The sequence below is a fragment of the Streptomyces sp. NPDC126497 genome (assembly GCF_040302425.1).
GTDB lineage: Bacteria > Actinomycetota > Actinomycetes > Streptomycetales > Streptomycetaceae > Streptomyces.
Genome location: NZ_JBEORT010000024.1, coordinates 50,057 through 73,449, shown reverse-complemented (window position 1 = coordinate 73,449; position 23,393 = coordinate 50,057). Strand labels below are relative to the sequence as shown.

Here is a 23,393-nt window from a genome sequence, read left to right as displayed (position 1 = left end):
ACCGCCTGCCGGCGTGAGGCCACCCTGCGCCGGCGTGTCCTGCACGGGCGCACCCTGCGCGCGTCCCGTTGTGGTCCTGTGCGGGTGCGTCGTGGTGGTGCGCGCGGGCCCCCGCGCCCCTGGGGCGTCGTCCTGCGCGGGCACGTCCCGCGCGGGCTCCCCCCGTGCGGGTGTGCCCTGGGTGCCGGGCGTCGGGCGGCTCATCGGTGAGCCTCGGGGTCGGCGCCGTCCCGCAGGCGCTCGGCGAAGCGCCTCAGCTCCGTGTACTGCTCGGCCAGGGACGAGGGGCCGTCGCCGACCGGGTCCTTGAAGTAGAAGCCCAGTTCGCCCAGCGGGCCGGTCAGGCCCTTCTGCCGGGCGCGGACGGTCAGCCGGGCCAGGTCGAGGACGAGGGGGGCGGCGAGGGCCGAGTCGCAGCCCTGCCAGGTGGTCTGCAGGACCATCCGGGCGCCGAGGAAGCCGTCGAAGGCGATGTGGTCCCAGGCCGTCTTCCAGTCGCCGAGGGCGGGCACGTCGTCGATGTGGACCTCGCCCTCGGGGGTGGCGCCGAGGGTGTCGGCGAGGACGCGTTCCTTGCCGGCGTTCTTCGCGGCGGCGGCCGCGGGGTCGGCGAGGGCGGCGCCGTCGCCGCCGCCCAGCAGGTTGGTGCCGGACCAGGCGCGCACCGCGAGGGCGCGCTGGAGGAACATCGGGCCGAGCACGGAGCGCAGCAGGGTCTGCCCGGTCTTGCCGTCGCGGCCCGCGTACGGCAGGCCCGAGGAGGCGGCGGGCGCGGCCAGCGCCGGGTGGTGCAGGCCCGTGGAGGGGGTGAAGTTGACGTAGGGGCAGCCGGCGCGCAGGGCGGCCGCCGCGTAGAGGGAGCTGGGCGGCAGGGTGCCGTCGGTGGGGGCCGGTTCGGTGGAGGCGACGTTGATCACGACGGCGCCCGCGAGGTCCTGGCGGCGCACGAAGTCGCGGATGTCGTCCGCGAACACGTCGATCCACTGGTCCTGGGTGCGGTCGGTGTCGCCGGGCGGGGGTCCGCCGGGCCGGATCTCCCGGTCGGCGGCGACGAGTTCGGCGTGCACGGCGGACGGCAGGCCGTGCGGCAGCACGCCGCCGTCGGCGAGGTGCTCGGCGCGCTTGGGCAGCGGGCAGTCGACGGTGTCGTGGCCGCCGAAGACGAGGGACGACAGCGGGGGCAGTCCGCAGGAGGTGAAGTCGGGGGTCTCGGTGACCATGCCGGTCGGCGGGTGGAGTCCGGCGGCGACGGCGGCGCAGCCCGCGATCGCGGTCGTGGCGACGGAGCCGCGCGCGCCGATCAGCCAGACGCCGAAGCGGGGGGCCGGGGAGGGGGTGGGGAGGGACGGTTCGGCGGACATGGGCAGCCTCCTTGTCGTACGCGAACCTGGTGCGGGCGCCGGAGAGGGGGGACGAGCGGGGTGCCGGGCGCGGGCCCGGCGGGACGGCGGGCGGAGGTCCGGCGTCCTCCGCCCGCCGCCGTTCCGGTTGCCCCGGGGGGCGGTTCGCCCTAGGAGGGCAGTTCCTTCAGCCGGATGTTCCGGAAGGAGACCCGGTCGTCGGCGCCGTGGTTCTGCAGGCCGATGTAGCCGTCGGCCAGGCTCCGCTCGGGGTCCTCGTTGGTGAAGTCGTTGATCTTGACTCCGTTGAGGAACACCTGGAGGCGTTCGCCGCGGACCTTGATCTCGTAGGAGTTCCACTGGCCGGGCGGGCGCAGCACCTGGTCACGGGCCTTGATGTTCGCCGACTTGAAGGAGTAGACGGAGCCCGTGGTGCGGTCGGCCGCGTCCGTGGCGTCGATCTGGATCTCGTAGCCCCTGTTCACCGCGGACCAGGGGTCGTCGGAGGCCGGGAAGCCCACGAAGATCCCGGAGTTGTCGTCGCCCCGCATCTTCCAGTCGAGCGTGAGGGAGTACGACCCCAGCTCCTTGGCCTGGTACCAGAGCAGGCCCATGCCGCCCTCGGACTCCAGGGTGCCGTCCTTGACGTTGAACGTGCCGGGGCCGGCCTGCTTCCAGCCGTCGAGGGTCTGGCCGTTGAAGATCTCCCGGTAGCCCTTGTCCGGCTTGCAGTCGGCCTTCACCTGGCCGGTGGCGTACTGCAGGCCGCCGAGCAGGTGGGTGCGGAAGGCCTCGTCGGCGTACGACTCCTTGGTGTGGCCGCCGCCGGTGTAGAAGGAGCGGCCGCCGCCGTAGCTCTGGCACCAGGCGATCGGGTGGTCGCCCTTCATGGTGCCGCCCTGGTAGGTGGTCTCGTCGAGGGTGGCGAGGACCTTGGCCTGCTCGCGCGGGTTGGTGCGGTAGTTGTACCACTCGTCGGTGCGCTCCCAGGTGTCGCCCAGGTGCGCGGTGGACGGGTGGTCGTGGTCGTGGACGCGCACGGTGGCCTTCTGGATGGCCGGGTGCGAGTCGAAGTGGGCGCCCACGAGGCCGCCGTAGAACTCCCAGTCGTACTCGGTGTCGGCGGCGGCGTGGACACCCAGGTAGCCGCCGCCGTTCTTGACGTAGTCCTCGAACGCCTTCTGCTGCTCGGCGTTCAGGACGTCGCCGGTGGTGGAGAGGAAGGCCACCGCGTCGTACTTGGCGAGGTTGGCGGTGGTGAACTGCCGGGCCTCCTCGGTCGCGGTGACCGAGATGCCGGCCGGGGCGCCCAGCTCCTTCAGCGCGGCGACGCCCTGCGGGATGGAGTCGTGGCGGAAGCCGGCGGTCTTGGAGAAGACCAGGACCTTCTTGCCGGCCTTGAACGGCTCGGTGGAGAACTCGAAGTCGTCGATGTCGTACAGCGCGCCCTCGCCGCCCTTGAAGACCAGGTAGATGTCCGTGGTCTTCTTCGGCAGGGACCGCAGCGGGACGTCGACGTCCTGGAAGGTCTCCCAGCCGCCGGTCGGCGGGATGTACGCCGAGCCGTGCAGGGTGCCGGTGGGCGAGCCGCTGCGCAGCTCGAGGAAGCCGCCCGCGCCGCCGGAGGAGGCCCGTACGGTCATCTTCCTCTGTCCGTCGAACCTGTAGGGGCTGAAGGAGATCCAGTCGCCGTCGTGGATGTCGCCGACGGTCTTGCCGCCGTTGGCGCCGGTCTTGTCGATGGCCGACACGCCCTGCTGGGCGGTGAAGTGCTCGGCCTGGCGGTGCAGCGGCTGGACCACGGCGCGCGCGGTGCCGGTCAGGGCCTCCTGCCCGTTCGCCCCGCCGTCGGTGTAACTGGCGCCGACGACGCCGTAGATGTTGGCGTTGGGGTCGTGACCGCCGTCGCCCGGCGGCGGGTTGAGGGTGCCCTCGCAGCCCGTCTCACTGGTCAGTTCGTGGGCGTGGGAGTCGTGGCCGAGGCTGTAGACGACCTTGACCTCGGAGCAGTCGATGCGCTCCTCGGGGTCGGTGACGGTCACCTTGAACGGGACGGGCTCGCCGAAGGCGGCCAGGCTGCCGTTGCCCGGCACGGTGATCTTCACCGTGGGCTCGGTGTTGCCGACCACGATGCGGACGCTGGCGTTGCCGGTGTTGCCCTCGGGGTCCTTCGCGGTGAAGGTCGCGGTGTAGGTGCCGGCCTTCTTGTAGCGGTGGGTGGGGGTGAGGCCCTCGCCCTTGGTGCCGTCGCCGAAGTCCCAGCCGTAGGTGAGGTCCGGGGAGTCGGCGTCCTTGGCGCTGCCGGTGAACCTGACCCTCAGCCCGGCCGCGCCGGAGGTCCTGTCCGCGCCGGCCTCGGCGATCGGGGAGAAGCCGTCCTCGGCGTTCTCGATCCGGTACAGGGCGGAGTCCTTGTCGCCCTGGAACCAGGACAGACCGTAGTCCAGGACGTAGAGCGCGCCGTCGGGGCCGAACTCCATGTCCATGATCTGGGTGCCGGTCCACGGGAAGTCGTTGATCTTCGCGACCGTGCCGTCCTCGTTCTGCTCGATCCGCTTGATCCAGCGGCGGCCGAACTCGCCGGCGAAGAAGTCGCCGTCGTACGCCTCGGGGAACTTCACCGAGGACTCCAGGTCGGGGTCGTAGCGGTAGACCGGGCCGCCCATCGGGGACTCGGAGCCGCTGCCGAACTCGGGGACGGAGCCGCCGTCGTAGGGGATCCAGGCGGGCTGCGCGGGCGGCAGGTCGACGAGGCCGGTGTTGTGGCGCGAGGTGTTCTTCGGGGCGGCGCAGTCGAACTTCCCGCCGGAGGCGCCGGTGGCGAAGTCGTAGTCGACGTAGGCGTCGTTGTCGCCGGTGCAGAACGGCCAGCCGAAGTTGGCGGCCTTGGTGACCTTGGCGAACTCGACCTGTCCCGCCGGGCCCCGGTTCGGGTCGGCGGCGCCGGCGTCGGGGCCGTAGTCGCCCACGTAGATGGTGCCGGTCTTCTTGTCGATGTTCATCCGGAACGGGTTGCGGAAGCCCATCGCGTAGATCTCGGGGCGGGTCTTCTCGGTGCCGGGCTCGAAGAGGTTGCCCTCCGGGATGGTGTACGAGCCGTCCTCGGCGACCTTGATGCGCAGGATCTTGCCGCGCAGGTCGTTGGTGTTGCCGGAGCTGCGGCGGGCGTCGAAGGCCGGGTTGCGGTTCGGCCGCTCGTCGATCGGCGTGAAGCCGTCGGAGGAGAAGGGGTTGGTGTCGTCGCCGGTGGACAGGTAGAGGTTGCCCTCGGCGTCGAAGGCGATGTCACCGCCGACGTGGCAGCAGGTGCCGCGGGAGGCCGCGACGTCCAGGACCTTCTTCTCGCTGGACAGGTCCAGCGTGCCGTTGGGGTTGAGGACGAAGCGGGAGAGGCGGTTGACGCCGTCGAACTTCTGGAAGTCCTCGGCGGTGCCGGTCTCCGGGGCGTCGCCCGCGGGGGTGTCGAGCGGCGGGGCGTAGTAGAGGTAGATCGCCCGGTTGTTCTCGAAGTCCGGGTCGATGCCGACGCCCTGCAGCCCCTCCTCGTCGTGGTTGTAGACGTCGAGCTTGCCGGCGACCTTGGTGACGCCGCCCTGGTCGGTGAGGCGCAGCGTGCCGTCGCGCGAGGTGTGCAGGACGCTGCGGTCCGGGAGCACGGCGAGCGACATCGGCTCGCCCGTCTCGGGCTCGCCCTTGGCGAGCGGCACCTGCTGGAACTGCCCCTCGGCGGCTGCCGGCTCGTCGTGCTCCGGGTGGCCGGGGTGGGCGCCGGCGACGGTCGCCGGGGTGCCCACGGCCAGCAGCAGTCCGGTGAACAGGGCGAGGGTGGTGCGCAGTCTGGGACGCCGCGTGGCGCCGGTGGGTGTGAGTCTGCTTCTGTGCACGAAGTCCCTCCGGGAACGGGTGGAGCCGTACGGAACGGGTGCGAAGACGTGCGGTGGGGGTGGGCGCCGGGGCGCGGCGTCACCCCGGAGACGTGGGTGTCCTGAACACTTCAGGGACGGTAACCGCCCTCATCCGGGGCGAACACCCCTTGGACCAGGATTGGTTTAACTTTTTCCCGACACAGGACAAAGCGGAATCCGGGCAGGCCGGGCCGGGGACCGGCGGATGCGCCGGCCCCCGTCCCCGACCTGCCGTCGGGCGCTCGGGTCAGCTGTTGAACGCGGCGTCGAAGGACGCGCTGGGCGGATCGAAGTCGAAGGCCTTGAGGCGGGTGAGCGCCTCGGGGGCGCCCTGCAGCCGGTCCATGCCGGCGTCCTCCCACTCGACGGAGACGGGCCCCCGGTAGTCGATGGAGCGCAGCATCCGGAAGACGTCCTCCCAGGGCACGTCCCCGTGGCCGGCGGAGACGAAGTCCCAGCCGCGCCGGGGGTCGCCCCAGGGCAGGTGGGAGCCGAGGCGGCCGTTGCGGCCGTCGAGGCGCCTGCGGGCCTCCTTGCAGTCGACGTGGTAGATCCGGTCGCGGAAGTCCCACAGGAAGCCGACCGGGTCCAGGTCCTGCCAGACGAAGTGCGAGGGGTCGAAGTTGAGGCCGAAGGCCGGGCGGCGGCCGACCGCGTCCAGGGCGCGTACGGTCGTCCAGTAGTCGTAGGCGATCTCGCTGGGGTGGACCTCGTGCGCGAACCGCACGCCCTCGGCGTCGAAGACGTCCAGGATCGGGTTCCACCGCTCGGCGAAGTCCTCGTAGCCGCGCTCGATCATCGACTCGGGGGCGGGCGGGAACATGGCGACCAGGTGCCAGATGGCGGAGCCGGTGAAGCCGATGACGGTGTCGACGCCGAGGAGGGCCGCGGCGCGCGCGGTGTCCTTGATCTCGGCGGCGGCCCGCTGCCGCACGCCCTCGGCCTCGCCGTCGCCCCAGATGCGGGCGGGCAGGATCGCCCGGTGGCGTTCGTCGATGATGGCGTCGCAGACGGCCTGCCCGACGAGGTGGTTGGAGATCGCCCAGCACTTCAGGCCGTACTTCTCCAGGAGCTGGTGTCGCCCGGCGACGTAGGAGGGGTCGGCGAGCGCCTTGTCCACCTCGAAGTGGTCTCCCCAGCAGGCGAGTTCGAGGCCGTCGTAGCCGAAGTCGCGGGCGAGTCGGCAGACCTCCTCCAGCGGCAGGTCCGCCCACTGGCCGGTGAACAGTGTGAAGGTGCGCGGCATCCGTTTTCCGTCCTCTCAGGCGGCGATCGGTGTGTAGACGGAGTTCTTCCCGGCGCTCTCCTCCACCGCGGCCAGGACGCGCTGCACCTGGAGCCCGTCGGCGAAGGAGGGTTCGGGGCTGCGGCCCTCGGCCACCGCGTGGACCAGGTCGCGGGCCTGGTGCACGAAGGTGTGCTCGTAGCCGAGGCCGTGGCCCGGCGGCCACCAGGCCTCGAGGTAGGGGTGGTCGGGTTCGGTGACGAGGATGCGGCGGAAGCCGGCGTGCGCCGCGGGCTCGGTGCCGTCGTGGTACGACAGCTCGTTGAGCCGCTCCAGGTCGAAGGCGAGCGAGCCGCGCTCGCCGTTGAGCTCGATGCGCAGGGCGTTCTTGCGGCCGGTGGCGTACCGGGTGGCCTCGAAGGAGGCGAGGGCGCCGGAGGCGAAGCGGCCGGTGAACAGGGCGGCGTCGTCGACGGTGACCTGTCCGGTGCCGGCGGCGGAGACGGCGGCCAGGCCGCTGCTGGGGGCGGTGGGCAGCGGCCGCTCCCGCACGAAGGTCTCGGTGAGCGCGGAGACGCCCGCGAGCCGCTCGCCGGCCAGGTACTGGGCCAGGTCGACGATGTGCGCGCCGAGGTCGCCGAGCGAGCCGGAGCCGGCCTGTTCGCGGCGCAGCCGCCAGGTCAGCGGGAACTGCGGGTCCACCAGCCAGTCCTGCAGATACGCGACCCGTACGTGGCGCAGCGTGCCGATCCGGCCCTCGGCCACCATCCGCCGGGCCAGCGCGGTCGCGGGGACCCGGCGGTAGTTGAAGCCGGCCATCGCCAACTGTCCGCGTGTTCCCGCCTCCTCGGCGGCGCGGGCCATCGCCTCGGCCTCCGCGACGGTGTTGGCGAGGGGCTTCTCGCACAGCACGTGCTTGCCCGCGGCCAGCGCGGCCAGTGCGATCTCGGCGTGGCTGTCCCCGGGGGTGCAGATGTCGACGAGGTCCACGTCGTCCCGTTCGACCAGGGCGCGCCAGTCGGTCTCGGTCTCCGCCCAGCCGTGCCGGCCGGCCGCCGCGCGCACGGCGTCGGCGTCCCGGCCGCAGATCACGGCCAGTTCGGGACTCAGCGGCAGGTCGAAGACGCGTCCCGCGGTGCGCCAGCCCTGGGAGTGGGCGGCGCCCATGAAGGCGTAACCGACCATGCCGATGCGCAGGGGCGGCTTCCCCGTCTCCGCCCCGTCGGACGCTTGCGGCTGTGCCATTCGGATGTCCTCCTCGTCGTCGTGGCGGGCGGGGTGGGCCCCGCCCGGGGGGCTGGTCAGGCCCGTGGGGCGGGGCTCCTCACTTGAAGCCGGTGGGCATGTACTGGTCCACGTTCTCCTTGTCGACGACGGCCGAGTAGCAGGTCACCGACGAGGGGATCTCGAACTCCGCGAGGCCGCCGACGCCCTTGCCCTGGCCGAGGGCGCGGGCCAGGTCGATCGCGGAGGCGGCCATCGTCGGCGGGTAGAGGACGGTGGCCTTCAGGACGCCGTCGTCGGCCTTGATGGCCTGGAAGGCGGCGAGCGCGCCCGCGCCGCCCACCATCAGGAACTCGTCGCGCCCGGCCTGCTCGATGGCGCGCAGCGCGCCCACGCCCTGGTCGTCGTCGTGGTTCCACAGCGCGTCGATCCGGGACTGCGCCTGGAGCAGCTGGGACATCTTGGCCTGGCCGGACTCGACGGTGAACTCGGCGGCCTGGCGGGCCACCTTCTTGATGTTGGGGTAGTTCTTGAGCGCGTCGTCGAAGCCCTGGGTGCGCTGCTTGGTCAGCTCCAGGTTGTCCAGGCCGGCCAGCTCCACGACCTTGGCGCCCGGCTTGTCCTTGAGCTTCTCGCCGATGTAGTGGCCGGCGTTGAGGCCCATGCCGTAGTTGTCGCCGCCGACCCAGCAGCGGTACGCCTGCGGGGTGTTGAAGATCCGGTCGAGGTTGACGACCGGGATGCCGGCGCGCATCGCCTTCAGTCCGACCTGGGTGAGCGCCTTGCCGTCGGCGGGCAGGATCACCAGGACGTCGACCTTCTTGTTGATGAGGGTCTCGATCTGGCCGATCTGCTGGGCGGTGTCGTTGGAGCCCTCGGTGATCTCCAGGGTGACGTCGGAGTACTTCTCCGCCCGCTTCTTGGCGTTGTCGTTGATGGCGTTGAGCCACCCGTGGTCGGCCTGCGGTCCGGCGAAGCCGATGGTGACCGGCTTGCCGGGCTTGTCGTCGGCGGCGGGCCGGTCGTTCGCGGCCGGCTCGTCGTCACTGGACTCGTTGCTGGTGCAGCCGGTGACGAGGGCGCCGGCGGACACGGCGGCCGCTCCGAAGAGCAGGCCTCTGCGGCTCGTGAGAGGTGTCTGTGGCATGACGGGGAACCCTTTCCTCAGGTCGTGCTCGCGGTACGGCGCTGGACCAGCACGGCGGCGACGATGATCGCGCCCTTGGCGATCTGCTGGACGTCGCTCTGCAGGTTGTTCAGGGCGAAGATGTTGGTGATCGTGGTGAAGATCAGGACGCCGAGGACGGAGCCGACGATGGTGCCCCGGCCCCCGGTGAGCAGGGTGCCGCCGATGATCGCGGCGGCGATGGCGTCGAGTTCGTAGAGGTTGCCGTTGGTGTTCTGGCCGGAGCCGGCCAGCACGATCAGCAGGAAGGCGGCGATGCCGCAGCACAGCCCGGACAGCAGGTACAGGTAGAGCCGCTGGCGGCGTACGTCGATGCCGGCCAGCCGGGCGGCCTCCGCGTTGCCGCCGACGGCGACGGTGCGGCGCCCGAAGGTGGTCCGGTTGAGGACCAGCCAGCCGATGACGGTGACCGCGGCGAACACCAGGACCAGCGGCGGTACGCCGAGCACGTAGGAGTCGCGTTCGCCGAGGTCGAGGACGCCGTCGACGGTGACGATCTGCGTCCGGCCGTCGGTGATCTGCAGGGCGAGACCGCGGGCCGAGGCCAGCATGGCGAGGGTGGCGATGAACGGGACCATCCCGCCGTACGCGATGAGCACCCCGTTGACCAGGCCGCACCCGAGTCCGACGAGGACGGCGGTGAGGAGGATGCCGCCGAAGCCGTACTCCTGGGTGGCGACGGTGGTGGCCCACACCGAGGCGAGGGCGACGATCGCGCCGACCGACAGGTCGATGCCGCCGGAGATGATGACGAAGGTCATGCCGACGGTGACGACGCCGATGACGGAGGCCTGGGTGAGGACGAGCTGGAGGTTGCGGGTGTCCAGGAACTCGTCCGGTTTGGTGATGCCGCCGATGAGGACCAGGACGGCGAGCACGCCGAGCAGCGACAGCGTGCGGACGTCGGCGCGGAACAACCTGGCGCGCCAGGCGGGCGTTTCGCCGGCCGACGGCGCCTTGGGGGCGCTGTCCCGCGGCGGGGAGACGGGCTGCGTCATGACGCCGGGCTTCCTTCCATGACGAGGTCGAGTACACGGTGTTCGTCGAGTGCGCGGGCGGGCGCCGTGTGGACGACGCTGCCCTCGCGCAGCACCAGGACGCGGTCGGCGAGGCCGAGCACCTCGGGCACCTCGCTGGAGACCAGCAGCACGGCGAGTCCCTCGTCCGCCAGCCGGCGGACCACCGCGTAGAGCTCGGCGCGGGCGCCGACGTCGACGCCGCGGGTGGGTTCGTCGAGCAGCAGCACCCGGCAGCCGCGCAGCAGCCAGCGGGCGAGCACGGCCTTCTGCTGGTTGCCGCCGGACAGGGTGCGCACGGGGACGTCCGGGTTGTCGGGCCGCAGGGACAGCTCGCGGACCGCCGCGCGCGCCGCCCCCAGTTCGGCGCCGCGGTCGATCCAGCCGGCCCTGGCGAAGCGGGACATGGAGGAGACCGACACGTTGCGGGTGACGGACTCCAGCATCAGCAGGGCCTGCGCCTTGCGTTCCTCGGGGGCGAGCCCGAGTCCGGCGCGCACGGCGGCCCGCACGCTGCCCGGCTTCAGGGGGCGTCCGTCGACGAGGACCCGGCCGGTGTCCGGCTTGCGGGCGCCGTAGACGGTCTCCAGGATCTCGGAGCGCCCGGAGCCGACGAGTCCGGCGAGGCCGACGATCTCCCCGGGCCGCACCTGGAGGTCGAGCGGGGCGAACTCGCCCCGCCGGGACAGTCCTTCGACGGTGAGGACCGGCTCGCCCCGCGGGGCGGCGGCGGGCCGCTCGGGGAAGACGTACTCGACGTTGCGTCCGGTCATCAGCGCGACGACCTCGCGGGTCGGCGTCGACTTCGCGGGCAGTCCGCCGGCGACGGCGCGGCCGTCCTTCAGCACGGTCACCCGGTCGCCGATGCGGCGGATCTCCTCCAGGCGGTGCGAGATGTAGACGACGGCCACCCCGTCGGCGGTGAGGTCCCCGACGATGCGGAAGAGGTTGTCGACCTCGTCCGGGTCGAGTGCGGCGGACGGTTCGTCCATCACGATGAGCCGCACGTCGTGGGAGAGCGCCCGCGCCATGGACACGATCTGCTGGTGCGCCGCCGAGAGGTCGCCGACCAGCCGGGCGGGGTCGATCTCGGGGTGGCCGAGCCGTTTCAGCAGCCGGGCCGTCGACGCCTTGGCCGTTCCCGACCGGACGACGAAGCCGGCGGTGGTCGGCTCGTGGCCCAGGTGGACGTTCTCGGCGACGGACAGGTGTTCCACCAGGTCGAGTTCCTGGTAGATGGTGGCGATCCCGAGGCGCATGGCGGCGATCGGCGAGCGCAGGGTGACGTCCTCGCCGCGCCAGCGGATGGTGCCGGTGTCGGGCTGGTGGGCGCCGGCCAGCACTTTGATCAGGGTGGACTTGCCGGCGCCGTTCTGGCCGAGCAGGCAGTGCACCTCGCCGGCCTGGACGTCGAGGTCGACGCCGTCCAGGGCCCGGACTCCGGGGAACGACTTGGTGATGCCGGACATGCTGAGCAGCGGTGATTCTGGTGCCATGCGGATTCCCCTCGGCGGGCGTACGGGCCGGTGTCAGGGCGATCCCCTTGCGGGGCAGGCGTTTTCGGGCAGGGCGGGGCAGGGCGGTGGCGGTGCCCGGTACGGGCGGACTGTTCCGTGCGGTGGGAGCGGGTGCGGGAAGCAGGTGCTGACGGCAGGTGCGGTGGTGCGGACGCGGTGCGGTGGTGCCGGGAGCAGTGCGGTGGTGCCGGGAACGGGTGCGGCGAAGGTGCGGTGAGCTGCTTACGCGGGTGAGAACAGGTGGTCGCTGATGAGCCGGGCCGCGCCGATGACTCCGGCGGTGGGTCCCAGCTCCCCCAGGACGATGGGCAGGTTGCCGGTGGCCAGGGGCAGCGAGCCGCGGTAGACCTGGGTGCGGATCGCGGCGAGCAGGGTGTGGCCGAGGCCGGTCACCCCGCCGCCGATCACCACCAGGCCGGGGTTGAAGAAGCTGACCAGGCCGGCGATGACCTGGCCGGTGCGGTTGCCGCCCTCGCGGATCAGGTCGAGGGCGGTGGCGTCACCGGCCGCGGCCGCGGCGGCGACGTCGACGGCGCTGAGCGTGCCGTTCGCCTCCAGCCGGATGGCGAGTTCGGCGGAGAGCTGCTGTTCGGCGGCCTCCACGGCGTCCCGGGCCAGGGCCGCGCCGGAGAAGTGGGCCTCCAGACAGCCCCGGTTGCCGCAGGCGCACGGACGGCCGTCGGGCACCGCCTGGATGTGCCCGATGTCGCCCGCGCTGCCCGTCGTACCGCGGTAGACCTCACCGCCGACGACGATGCCGCAGCCGATGCCGGTACCGATCTTGACGCAGAGGAAGTCGGCGACGGTGCGGGCGACGCCCGCGTGCTGCTCCCCCATCGCCATCAGGTTCACGTCGTTGTCGACCATCACCGGGCAGCCGAGGTCCTGGCTGAGCGCCTCCCGCACGGGGAAGCCGTCCCAGCCCGGCATGATCGGCGGAGCCACCGGGACGCCCTCGGGGAAGCGGACCGGGCCCGGGACGCCGATGCCGGCGCCGTCGAACCCCTCCGCGAGCCCCGAGGCCTTCAGCTTCGCGGCCATGGTGAGCACCTGCTCGAAGACCGCGACCGGTCCCTCGCGCACGTCCATGGGCTGGTTGATGTGCCCGAGGATCTCCAGCTCGGCGTTGGTGACGGCGACGTCGACCGAGGTCGCGCCGATGTCGACGCCGAGGAACCGCAGGTGCGGGTTGAGCCGGATGTTGTGGGAGCGCCGGCCGCCGCGCGAGGCGGCGAGTCCGTCGGCCACGACGAGGTGCGTCTCCAGCAGCCGGTCCACCTCCACGGCCAGTTTCGACCGGGAGAGGTCGACCTGGTCGCCCAGCTGGGCACGGGAGTTGGGTCCGCCGTCGCGCAGCAGCCTGAGGAGCCGGGCCTGGTGGGCGTTGGCGGGTCGCGCTGTCATGCGCCTCACGAACCCCTCCCCGACTCGACCGGCCCGTGCGCGCCGGATTCCGGCCACGTGTGTGGCGTGCTTTCGGATGGGAAAGTAGCAGCGCCTGCCGGAGGTGGGAAGAAGTCGCGCAGGAATTGCCCCCTACTTTTTCCACTCACAGGACAAAGGGGTCCGCCCGGGCACCGGAAAGCGGCTCACAAAGGGGGCGAAAAGGCTGCTGCGCGCCCTCGGGGGCCCGCGCGCGGGGGACGGACGCCGGGCGGCGCCCGGCGTGCTCGCGCACGAGCCGGATGGCCGGTTGCCCGTCGTGGACGGCGACGGCCGCGATCGGCTCGCGGTGCCCGGCCCGGGACCGCCCGCCGCGCTGCCGGGGTGCGGGCGTGCGGCGCCGGCCCGGGTTCAGGGACAGCGCACGACCTGCCCCGCGTACGACAGGTTCCCGCCGAAGCCGAAGAGGAGGACCGGGTCGCCGGTCGACACCGCGCCCTGTTCGACGAGCTTGGAGAAGGCGAGCGGGATGCTGGCGGCCGAGGTGTTGCCGGACTCGGTGACGTCGCGGGCGACGACGGCGTTGACGGCGCCGAGCCGGCGGGCGAGGGGCTCGATGATCCGCAGGTTGGCCTGGTGCAGGACGACCCCGGCGAGGTCCTCGGGCGCCAGCCCCGCCTTCTCGCAGGCCTGACGGGCGACGACCGGCAGCCGGGTGGCGGCCCAGCGGTAGACGCTCTGGCCCTCCTGCGCGAACCGCGGCGGCGTCCCCTCGATCCGCACCGCGTGCCCCATCTCGGGCACCGAGCCCCACAGCACCGGCCCGATCCCCTCCTCCCCGCCCGGGGCGCAGGCCTCCACCACGGCGGCGCCCGCCCCGTCGCCGACGAGCACGCAGGTGGTGCGGTCGGTCCAGTCGGTCACGTCGGACATCTTGTCGGCGCCGACGACCAGCACCCGGCTCGCGCCGCCGGCCCGGACCGCGTGGTCGGCGGTGGCCAGGGCGTGGGTGAATCCGGCGCACACCACGTTGATGTCCATGACGGCGGGCCCGGGCATGCCGAGGCGGGCCGCGACGCGGGCGGCCGTGTTGGGCGAGCGGTCGATGGCGGTGGACGTGGCGACCAGGACCAGGTCGATCTCGGCGGGGGTCCGGCCGGCCGCCGCCAGCGCCTTGGCGGCGGCGTGCGCGGCCAGCTCGTCGACCGGTTCGTCGGGGCCGGCGATGTGGCGGGTGCGGATGCCCACCCGGCTCGTGATCCACGCGTCGCTGGTGTCGACCATGCCCGCCAGGTCCTCGTTGGTGAGGACCCGGGCGGGCTGGTAGTGGCCGACGGCGACGATGCGCGAACCGGTCATGGGTGGGTCCCCCTCGGTGGGTCGGGTGCGGGATGCACCAGTCTGATCAGTGACTCACCGGTACGAGGGCAGGTGAAGCGACAGGAAACGGGCGTGAGGCTTGTCGGCTTCCGTCAGGCCCGGACGGGGTGCGGAACAATGGGACCGCGGAGGTCACCCCGCCGCGCGACGGTCCGGTGGCCCGCGGCGCCCCGTGCGTCAGGGGCCGCTCCGGCCGTCCGCAGGTACGAACCGGGACTGAGCGGGAACGGGTGGAGCATGGGACGAGTCACGGAACGACGCAGGGTTCTCCGCATCAGGGACGGGGCGGTCTCCAGCCGCCCGGACACGCTCGTGGCCGAGGAACCGCTGGAGATCAGGCTGAACGGCAGGCCCCTCGCCGTCACCATGCGCACCCCGGGCGACGACTTCGCGCTGGCGGCCGGGTTCCTGGTGAGCGAGGGGGTGCTCGCGAACGCCGCGGACCTGCGGAACGTCGTCTACTGCGCGGGCGCGACGGCCGACGGGTCGAACACCTACAACGTGGTCGACGTGCGGACGGCCCCCGGCGTGGTGATCCCGGACATCACGCTGGAACGCAACGTCTACACCACCTCCTCCTGCGGCCTGTGCGGCAAGGCCAGCCTGGACGCGGTGCGCACCACGGCCCGCCACCCCATCGCGGACGCTCCCCCGCTGCGGGTGGAGCCGGAGCTGCTGGCGGGCCTGCCCGACCGGCTGCGCGCGGCCCAGCGGGTCTTCGACCGCACCGGCGGCCTGCACGCGGCGGCCCTGTTCGACGAGGCCGGCGAGCTGCTCGACGTACGGGAGGACGTGGGCCGGCACAACGCGGTGGACAAGCTGGTCGGCCGGGCCCTGCAGGGCGGGCGCCTGCCGCTGTCCCGGACGATCCTGCTGGTCTCCGGCCGGGCCTCGTTCGAGCTGGCGCAGAAGGCGGTGATGGCCGGCGTTCCGATGCTGGCGGCGGTCTCCGCGCCGTCCTCGCTGGCCGTGGACCTGGCGGCGGAGACGGGCCTGACCCTGGTGGGCTTCCTGCGGGGCGGTTCCATGAACGTGTACGCGGGTGAGGACCGCATCGCCCTGCGGGCCGGGGCCGCCCGGGGCTGACCGGCCGGTGCCCGGCGCAGGACGAGGGCCGGGGCGGTGCTCAGCCGGAACGCGTCCCCGCGTCGGCCCCGGTCCGTGACCGTCCGGTCCGGTCCCGGGCGCCGGTCCCCTCGAGCGTGTCGTGCGAGCGGCGCTTGGCGATCACCGCGCACACCATCAGCTGCATCTGGTGGAACAGCATCAGCGGCAGCACGGCCAGCGAGGCCTGCGCCCCGAACAGCACGCTCGCCATGGGCAGCCCGGCGGCCAGCGACTTCTTCGAGCCGGCGAACTGGATCACGATCCGGTCCTCCCGGCCGAACCGCAGCGCCCTGGCGCCGTACCAGGTCAGCAGCAGCATCACGGCGAGCAGCACGGCCTCGACGGCGAGCAGCCCGCCGAGCCGGGCCGGGCTCACCCGGTGCCAGATGCCCCGCACCATGCCCTCGCTGAACGCGGTGTAGACGACGAGCAGGATCGAGCCGCGGTCGACCAGCCCCAGTGCCTTCCGGTGGCGGGAGACGAAACCGCCGACCCAGCGGCGCAGCAGCTGTCCGGCGACGAAGGGCACCAGCAGCTGGAGCACGATCTCCACCACCGACCCGGCGGAGAACCCGCCCCCGTCGTTCCCCAGCAGCGTCGCCGCGAGCAGCGGGGTGACGACGATGCCGGCCAGGGAGGAGAAGGACCCGGCGCAGATCGCGGCGGACACGTTGCCGCGGGCGATCGAGGTGAACGCGATCGACGACTGGATGGTGGACGGGACCAGGGTGAGGAAGAGCAGGCCCTGGTGGAGCGGGTCGGTCAGGAGCACCGGGACGAGTCCCCGGGTGGCCAGGCCCAGCACCGGGAAGACGACGAAGGTGCAGGCCAGCACGGTGACGTGGAGCCGCCAGTGCTTCAGCCCCTCCAGGGCCTCGCGGGTGGACAGCCGGGCTCCGTAGAGGAAGAACAGGAAGGCGATCGCGGCCGTGGAGGCGCCGGAGGCGACGTCGGCGTCGGTCCCCCGGGCGGGCAGCAGCGTGGCCAGGCCCACCGTCCCGAGCAGCAGCAGGATGTACGGGTCGACCGGCAGCCGGCTCGGCCGTCGTAGGCGTTTCACGGTGCTCCACTTGCTTGTGCGCGCGCTCGTACTCGGGGGTCCCCCTCCCCCATCCTGCTCCCCTCCTCCGTGACCGCGGGAATCGGTCCTCCGTGACCGCGGGAACCCGGTGCACCGCTCCCCCGTCATCACGCTCCACGAGGGGCCCGCGCCTCGCCCCGAGGGGCGGTCATGGGGTCGTACGGATTCGGTGGAGATTGCTCCACCGAAACTTACCCCTCGGTCAGGTTTCTGTCCGACCCCTCCCCATGTGGGCGCATTTCCCTCCGCCGACCGGCGCCGACGAGAGCTCCACCCGGTTTTCCGCCCCCTCCCGCCCGCCGGCCGCGTGGGGTAGCTTTCACGGCGCCGTGCGGGACGAGGGTGTCGCCGCACCGGTCCGGGCACCGAGGAGCGGAGAGCGGGATTGCGCGATGTCACCACCCCTCCGCTGCCCCTGGAGCCTCCGGCGGGCGGGCTGGCCGACGTGGTCTTCCGGTACGCCGAGGAGGACCCGTCGCGTGTCGCGCTCGGCCGCAAGGACGCCACCGGCCGGTGGCGGGACGTGACCTGCGCGGAGTTCCGCGACGAGGTGCTGGCCCTCGCGAAGGGCCTCCTCGCGGGCGGCGTCCGGTTCGGCGACCGGGTCGCGATCATGTCCCGCACCCGGTACGAGTGGACTCTCCTCGACTTCGCGCTGTGGACGATCGGCGCGCAGGTCGTGCCCGTCTACCCCACGTCCTCCGCCGAGCAGTGCCTCTGGATGCTGCACGACGCGGAGGTGACGGCCGCGATCGTGGAGCACGAGGACCACGCGATGACGATCGCCACCGTCATCGACCGGCTGCCGCGGATGCGCCGGCTGTGGCAGCTCGACGCCGGCGCGGTGCAGGAGCTCTACGACGCCGGCGCGCACCTCGACGACGAGGTGGTGCACCGGCACCGGCAGGCGGTCACCCCCGACTCCGTGGCGACGGTCGTCTACACCTCGGGCACCACCGGGCGCCCTAGGGGCTGTGTGCTCTCGCACGGCGGCTTCATGTACGAGGCGGACACCGTCATCGAGCGCTGGGAACCGGTGTTCCGCTCCCGCCGGGGCGACGAGGCGTCGACGCTGCTGTTCCTGCCGCTCGCGCACGTCTTCGGGCGGATGGTGGAGGTCGCGGCGATCCGCGGGAAGGTGAGGTTCGGCCATCAGCCGCAGCTGCACGCGGCGGCGCTGCTGCCCGACCTGGCCGCGTTCCGGCCGACCTTCATCCTGGCGGTGCCGTACATCTTCGAGAAGGTGCTCGACGCGGCGCGGCGCAAGGCGGAGCGGGAGGGCCGCTCGGGGCCGTTCGAGAAGGCCGTCGACGTGGCCGTCGCGTACGCGGACGCGGTGGAGGCGAAGGCCTGGGGCACCGGGCCCGGCCCGTCCGCGGCGCTGCGGCTGCGGCACCAGCTCTTCGACAAGCTCGTCTACGCCAGGATCCGCGCGGCGATGGGCGGCAGGATCCGGCACGCCATGTCGGGCGGCTCGGCGATGGACCGCCGGCTCGGGCTGTTCTTCGCGGGCGCCGGCGTGCACGTCTACGAGGGGTACGGCCTCACCGAGTCGACGGCGGCGGCCGTCGCCAACCCGCCCGGGCGCACCCGTTACGGAACGGTCGGCCTGCCCATCCCCGGGGTCGCCGTGCACATCGCGGACGACGGCGAGGTCTGGCTGCGCGGCGACAACGTCTTCGAGGGCTATCTCAACGACCCCCGGGCCACCGACGAGACCCTGCGCGACGGCTGGCTGGCCACCGGCGACCTCGGCTCCCTCGACGAGGACGGCTACCTCACCCTCACCGGCCGCAAGAAGGAGATCCTGGTGACCTCCGGCGGCAAGAGCGTCTCGCCCGGGGTGCTGGAGGCGCGGGTGCGGGACCATCCGCTGGTCGACCAGTGCATCGTCGTCGGCAACGACCGCCCGTACGTCGCCGCGCTGGTCACCCTGGACCAGGAGGCCGTCGAGCACTGGCTGGCGATGCGCGGCAAGCCGCGGACGCCGCCGGCCGAGCTGGTGCGCGACCCGGACCTGGAGGCGGAGGTGCGGCGGGCCGTGGTCACGGCGAACACCCTGGTCTCGCACGCCGAGTCGATCCGCACGTTCCGCATCCTGGCGCAGCCGTTCACCGAGGAGCACGGACTGCTCACGCCGTCGCTGAAACTGAAGCGGAAGGCGATCGAGAAGGCGTACGGACCCGAGGTCGAGGCGCTTTACCGGGCATGATTTTCCCGGTCAGGAATGCATCACGGGACGTGATCGTTGACGATGGGGGTAACACTTGTCGTACCTGACCACAACCGAAGGATCGAGTAGCTCGTGAGCAAGGTCCCCCCGATCATCCTGAACAACGGCGTCGAGATGCCCCAGCTGGGCTTCGGCGTCTGGCAGGTGCCGGACGCGGAGGCCGAGACGGCCGTGACGACGGCACTGGAGGCCGGCTACCGCAGCATCGACACCGCGGCGATCTACGGCAACGAGGAGGGCACCGGCCGGGCCCTCGCGAAGTCGGACGTGCCGCGCGAGGAACTCTTCGTCACCACCAAGCTCTGGAACAGCGACCAGGGGTACGACTCCACCCTGCGGGCGTTCGACGCGTCCCTGTCGAAGCTGGGCCTCGAGTACGTGGACCTCTACCTGATCCACTGGCCGACGCCGGCCCGGGACCGGTACGTCGACACGTACAAGGCGTTCGAGAAGCTGCTCGCCGACGGCCGGACGCGGGCCATCGGCGTGTCCAACTTCCTGCCGGAGCACCTGGACCGTCTGGTCTCCGAGACGTCCGTCGTCCCCGCGGTCAACCAGATCGAGCTGCACCCGCATCTGCAGCAGGGCGCGGCGCGCGAGTACCACGCCGAGCGGGGCATCGCCACCGAGGCGTGGTCGCCGCTCGGTTCCGGCAAGGGCATCCTGGAGATCCCGGCGCTGGTGGCGATCGCGCGGAAGCACGGCCGTACGCCGGCCCAGGTGGTGCTGCGCTGGCACCTGCAGCTCGGCAACGTCGTCATCCCGAAGTCGGTGACGCCGTCCCGGATCGAGGAGAACATCGACGTCTTCGGGTTCAGCCTGGACGCCGAGGACCTCGCCGCGATCAGCGCGCTGAACGAGGACCGGCGCATCGGCTCGGACCCGGCGGAGTTCAACGACTGACCTCGCCCACCCGACGGCCTCCCCTCGGTCGGGGGGAGGCCGTCGTGCGTCCGCGGGACGGCGCTCAGGTGGGCTGGCCGACGGGCCGTACGACGACGGTGTTGACGTCGACACCGGCCGGCTGCGCCATGGCCCAGACGACGGATTCGGCGATCTGGTCGGCGGTGAGCAGATCGCCGGGCGGCAGGCTGCCGTAGGAGTCCCAGAACGGCGTCTCCGTCCGGCCGGGCGCGACCAGGGTGACGCCCACGCCCCACTCGGTGACCTGCCGGCGGGTGTTCTCGGCGAGTCCGGTCACCGCCCACTTGGTGGCCCCGTAGAGGTTGCCGGGCCCGTGCACGAACCCGGCGACGCTGCCGACCAGCACGATCCGCCCGCGGGTCTCCTTCAGGGCGTCGACGGAGGCCCTGATCAGCAGGGCGGGACCGAGGACGTTGGTCAGCACCATCTCGGTCCACCCGGCGGGGTCTCCCTCGGCCACCGTGTCGTGGGTGGCGAAACCGGCGTTGGCGACGACGGTGTCCAGGCGGCCGAACCGTGTCAGCACGGTGTCCACCGCCGCCCGTACGTCGTCGTACTCGGCCGCGTTCCCGGTGATCGTCAGCAGGTCCTCGGGCTCACCGAGTTCCTTCGCGAAGCCGCGCAGCCGCTCCTCGCCCCGCCCGGTGACGGCCACCCGCTGTCCCGCGTCCAGCAACCGCCGGGCGACGGCGGCGCCGATACCTCCCCCAACTCTCGGCTTCGCTCGAGCCGGGGGGACCCCCACCCCCACCGGTGATGAGCGCGACCGGAGAGTCGGTCATGGAAACCCCCTGCGTGTCGTCGTGTGCCGGGGAGTCCATCACTTGGAGAGCTCTCCAAGTCAAGTCGTCACACGGGCCGTACCGCCGTGTGGACCGTGTGGGCCGCCAGGACGAACACGTCGGGGCGGTGGTGCACGCTCGCCCTGTCGTCGGGGTCGAGGAGGCGGTCGAGGGTGGCGCGGTCGTCGGCGTCCAGGTCCTCGCCGACGACCTCGCGGGTGCGGGTGAGGGCGGTGACCACGTAGGCGCGGGCGCGGTCCGTGACCGGGGCGGGCAGGTCCAGGAGGAAGGTGCGCGAGCGGGTGTGGTGCAGGCCGGCCGAGGTGAGCAGGGCCGGCCAGTCCTCGACGACGGCCACCGAGCCCGGCAGCTCGGCGCGCATCCGGCCGAACCGCTCCTCCTCCGCCACGTCGACGCGCGCCTGGAGACCGGGCCGGCCGAAGCCGATGTCGCGGGGCAGGAACCGGGGAGGCAGACCGCCCTCCAGTACGGCCAGCGTGCCACCGGGCGCCAGTCGCTCCGCGCAGGCGGCCAGCGCGGCGGCCTGGTCCCCGAGGTGGTGGATGCTGCGGCTGGCCCACAGCAGGTCGGCCGGATAGTCCAGCTCGCCGAGCACACCGGGGAGTTCCCCGGCGAGGGTGGCGAAGCGGTCGGCGGCGCCCTGGCGCCCGGCCCGGTCCCCGGCCCGCTCCAGCAGCGGTTCGGAGCTGTCGACCGCCACCACCCGCGCGCCCGGGAAGGTCTCGGCGAACAGGCACGAGATGACGCCGGGGCCGCTGCCCGCGTCCACGATCAGTCCCGGTTCCGTCACCTCCTTCGCCAGCCAGTTCAGGGCCCGCTCGTACAGGGGCGTGAAGAGTTCGGCCTGCGACTCGAGCAGGGGGGCCAGCTCGGCCCAGTCGACGTCGCCGTGGCCGTGCCCGTGGTCGTGCCGGTGCTCGTGGTGGTGCGCCATGGTGCTCAGCCTCTCCGCTCGGTTGCCGTCAGGGTGCGACGGCGCACCGGGAGCGGGCAACTGGCGTTGCCGTTCCCGCAAAAGGTGCCGTGCGGAGGCACGCGGCGGTCCGCCGGGGCGGGACCCGGTGGGTCCCGCCCCGGCGGACCGGTGGTCAGCCCGTCACGACAGCGGCGGGTACGCGTTCTTCATCAGTTCCTGGAACTGGGCGGAGAACCAGTGCCCGGAGATCGGGGCGTCCGCCAGGGCGCCCGACATGTTGTTGTCGTTCCGCGGGTTGCCGGTGTACGTCGGGTCGCACATCCGGTCGAAGTCCTTGCCCTCGTCGTTCGGGATGGCCTTGCTCGCCCCGTCGGACTCGCCCGGGGGCTTCATCCACACGTAGGCGTCGATCCCGGCCGCCGGGGAGGCCTGCGGCCGCTCACCGAGGCCCGCGCCCTTCTGGTTGCACCAGTTGCCCGTGTTGAACCGGCGGTCGTAGCGGCCGCCGTCGACGTAGGTGTCGACGCTGGTCGTGGCGCCGGGTCCGGTGGGCCGGTTCGCACCGCCCCAGCCGTTGCGGGAGGTGTCGATCAGCATGCCGATCTTGGAGTCGAAGCCGAGCGAGACCAGCTTCTCGCGCAGGGCCTGGGCGTACGACAGCTCGTCGACGTAACGGTTCCAGCTGACCCACTTGGACTCGCGCACCGACTTGCCGGCCACGCTGTCGTTGATGGAGAAGTGGTCCTCCTTCAGCGCGCTGTAGTTGGCCGTGTTGGCGATGAAGCCGTGCACGTCGGCGACGGTCGCGCCCTCGGCGGTCGCGGCCTGCTTGAACATCTCGGCGGAGGCGCCGAAGTTGTCGTCCCAGCCCAGCCAGCCGTGGTGTCCGGCGTCCACGTAGTTGTAGACGTTGGGCACGTCGCCGAGCTTGTTGAGGGCGTAGCCGACGCCCTTGACGTAGTTGCCGTTGGCCTTCATCACGTCGCAGTTGGGCGTGGCGGTGGCCCGCGGGGAGACGTTGGTGACCAGGTTCGGCAGGGAGTCGATCTCGACCGTGGTGACGATCCGCAGCGAGGCGTACTTCGAGTCGGCGAGGATGGCCTTGATCGGGTCGATGTACTGCGTCTTGTACTTGTCGATCTCCGTCGGGCCGAGCTCGCCGTTGGAGGCGAGGGCGGCGCAGTCACGGCCGGGCAGGTTGTAGATGACCAGCTGGATGACGAGCTCGCCGGACCCCTTCTGCCGCAGGGCCTCGTCGAGGTGGTCGCGCAGGCCCATCTTGCCGTTGGCGCCGTTGATGGCGGCGGTGCGGTCCAGCCAGACGCCGGTGGGCTGGTTGGCGATGCGGCTGCCGCCCGGCTCGGCGGCGGCGTTCGCGGACCACTCGGGGTTCACGTACACCTTGGCGCCGTCGTAGGGGTTGTTCACCCGGTTGCCGGGGGGCGGGTCGGTCGGGTCCGGCGGCGGGTCGGTGGGGCCGCCGCCGGAGTCGACGTTGCAGGTCACGCCGTCGAGGGTGAAGGTGGCGGGGACGGCGTTGCTGCCGCTGTAGGTGCCCTGGAAGCCGAAGGAGGTCGAGCTCCCGGTGGCGAGGGTGCCGTTGTAGGACTCGTTGGCGGCGGTGACGTTGGCGCCGGACTGGCTCACCTTGGCGTTCCAGCCGTTGGCGATCTTCTGGTTGCCGGCGTAGGACCACTTCAGCGACCACGACGACTTGGCGGCGCTGTTGTTGGTGATCGTCACGGACGCGGTGAAGCCGGAGCCCCAGTCGTTCTGCACCTTGTAGTCCACGGTGCAAGGGACGGCGGCAGCCGCGCCGGCGGCGCCGGGGGCGGCGGCGATCGCCGTCCCGGTGGCGCCGGCGACCAGCGCCATGGCGGCGAGAAGCGCGGTTCTGGTGCGACTCATCGTGCGGGTTTCCTATCCGTAGGGGGCTGTCCTTCTCGAGCGCGCGCGGACGATCGCGCGGCCTGGTGCCTTACGGGTGGGGGCGCCGTCCGGGGCCGGTCGGAACAGGCCGGTGACGCCGGCCGGGGTTTCCGGGCGGCACGGACGGCAGGTGGATCCCACGGAACGAGCGACCCCGCGTCAGGTGCTCCACACATGCACGGGGCCGGCTAAAAGTACTGAACGCGGGGGGTGGCGCATGAGCG

The 23,393-nt window shown here is 72.3% G+C and carries 15 protein-coding genes and 1 pseudogene; 3 read left to right on the top strand and 13 right to left on the bottom strand.

The genetic code is table 11. The features are described 5' to 3' along the window. Window positions 1-200: 200 nt before the first annotated feature. From ABTY20_RS14030 to ABTY20_RS13990, 9 genes are all read right to left on the bottom strand, one after another. The gene (locus tag ABTY20_RS14030; RefSeq protein WP_351997237.1) at window positions 201-1,361 is read right to left on the bottom strand and encodes an inositol-3-phosphate synthase; all 1,161 of its coding nucleotides are present in this window, start codon (window positions 1,359-1,361) and stop codon (window positions 201-203) included. A 149-nt stretch (window positions 1,362-1,510) separates the two neighbouring features. Beyond that, window positions 1,511-5,224 (bottom strand): ThuA domain-containing protein, encoded by a 3,714-nt coding sequence (locus ABTY20_RS14025; RefSeq protein ID WP_351997236.1) that lies wholly within the window; start codon window positions 5,222-5,224, stop codon window positions 1,511-1,513. 268 nt (window positions 5,225-5,492) lie between these two features. Continuing rightward, window positions 5,493-6,491, bottom strand: coding sequence for a sugar phosphate isomerase/epimerase family protein (locus tag ABTY20_RS14020; RefSeq protein ID WP_351997235.1), 999 nt, complete (start codon window positions 6,489-6,491; stop codon window positions 5,493-5,495). A gap of 15 nt (window positions 6,492-6,506) precedes the next feature. Then, window positions 6,507-7,715, bottom strand: a complete 1,209-nt coding sequence (locus ABTY20_RS14015) for a Gfo/Idh/MocA family protein (RefSeq protein WP_351997234.1) — start codon at window positions 7,713-7,715, stop codon at window positions 6,507-6,509. A gap of 79 nt (window positions 7,716-7,794) precedes the next feature. Beyond that, window positions 7,795-8,841, bottom strand: a complete 1,047-nt coding sequence (locus ABTY20_RS14010) for a substrate-binding domain-containing protein (RefSeq protein ID WP_351997233.1) — start codon at window positions 8,839-8,841, stop codon at window positions 7,795-7,797. 17 nt (window positions 8,842-8,858) lie between these two features. After that, window positions 8,859-9,878, bottom strand: a complete 1,020-nt coding sequence (locus tag ABTY20_RS14005) for an ABC transporter permease (protein WP_351997232.1) — start codon at window positions 9,876-9,878, stop codon at window positions 8,859-8,861. After that, complete coding sequence (locus ABTY20_RS14000) at window positions 9,875-11,392, bottom strand: sugar ABC transporter ATP-binding protein (RefSeq protein ID WP_351997231.1); 1,518 nt, start codon at window positions 11,390-11,392, stop codon at window positions 9,875-9,877. Before ABTY20_RS14000 ends, ABTY20_RS14005 begins: the two co-directional genes overlap by 4 nt. Window positions 11,393-11,635: 243 nt before the next feature. Further along, window positions 11,636-12,817 carry an ROK family protein gene (locus tag ABTY20_RS13995; RefSeq protein WP_351997230.1) on the bottom strand — a complete coding sequence of 394 codons (1,182 nt, stop codon included), beginning with the start codon at window positions 12,815-12,817 and terminating at the stop codon, window positions 11,636-11,638. Window positions 12,818-13,207: 390 nt separating this feature from the next. After that, window positions 13,208-14,155 carry a beta-ketoacyl-ACP synthase III gene (locus tag ABTY20_RS13990; RefSeq protein WP_351997229.1) on the bottom strand — a complete coding sequence of 316 codons (948 nt, stop codon included), beginning with the start codon at window positions 14,153-14,155 and terminating at the stop codon, window positions 13,208-13,210. Window positions 14,156-14,413: 258 nt separating this feature from the next. Between ABTY20_RS13990 and fdhD the strand changes: the two genes are divergently transcribed. Further along, a complete protein-coding gene (gene fdhD, locus ABTY20_RS13985; RefSeq protein WP_351997228.1) occupies window positions 14,414-15,262 on the top strand; it encodes a formate dehydrogenase accessory sulfurtransferase FdhD in 849 nt (282 codons plus the stop codon). Window positions 15,263-15,302: 40 nt separating this feature from the next. On the opposite strand, the gene ABTY20_RS13980 is transcribed toward fdhD, so the two are convergent. Beyond that, window positions 15,303-16,343 carry a bile acid:sodium symporter family protein gene (locus ABTY20_RS13980; protein WP_351997227.1) on the bottom strand — a complete coding sequence of 347 codons (1,041 nt, stop codon included), beginning with the start codon at window positions 16,341-16,343 and terminating at the stop codon, window positions 15,303-15,305. A gap of 406 nt (window positions 16,344-16,749) precedes the next feature. On the opposite strand from ABTY20_RS13980, the gene ABTY20_RS13975 reads away from it, so the two are divergent. Continuing rightward, window positions 16,750-18,576: an AMP-dependent synthetase/ligase gene (locus tag ABTY20_RS13975; RefSeq protein WP_351997226.1), complete on the top strand. Its 1,827-nt coding sequence runs from the start codon at window positions 16,750-16,752 to the stop codon at window positions 18,574-18,576. A gap of 135 nt (window positions 18,577-18,711) precedes the next feature. Continuing rightward, complete coding sequence (locus ABTY20_RS13970) at window positions 18,712-19,500, top strand: aldo/keto reductase (protein ID WP_351997239.1); 789 nt, start codon at window positions 18,712-18,714, stop codon at window positions 19,498-19,500. 64 nt (window positions 19,501-19,564) lie between these two features. On the opposite strand, the pseudogene ABTY20_RS13965 reads toward ABTY20_RS13970, so the two are convergent. The 3 genes and pseudogenes from ABTY20_RS13965 to ABTY20_RS13955 form a co-directional block, all read right to left on the bottom strand. Beyond that, window positions 19,565-20,303 (bottom strand): annotated as a pseudogene (locus tag ABTY20_RS13965) (SDR family oxidoreductase). A 67-nt stretch (window positions 20,304-20,370) separates the two neighbouring features. After that, window positions 20,371-21,258: a class I SAM-dependent methyltransferase gene (locus ABTY20_RS13960; RefSeq protein WP_351997225.1), complete on the bottom strand. Its 888-nt coding sequence runs from the start codon at window positions 21,256-21,258 to the stop codon at window positions 20,371-20,373. Window positions 21,259-21,420: 162 nt separating this feature from the next. Continuing rightward, entirely contained in the window at window positions 21,421-23,148 is a 1,728-nt protein-coding gene (locus ABTY20_RS13955) for a glycoside hydrolase family 6 protein (protein WP_351997224.1), read from the bottom strand. Window positions 23,149-23,393 lie beyond the last annotated feature (245 nt).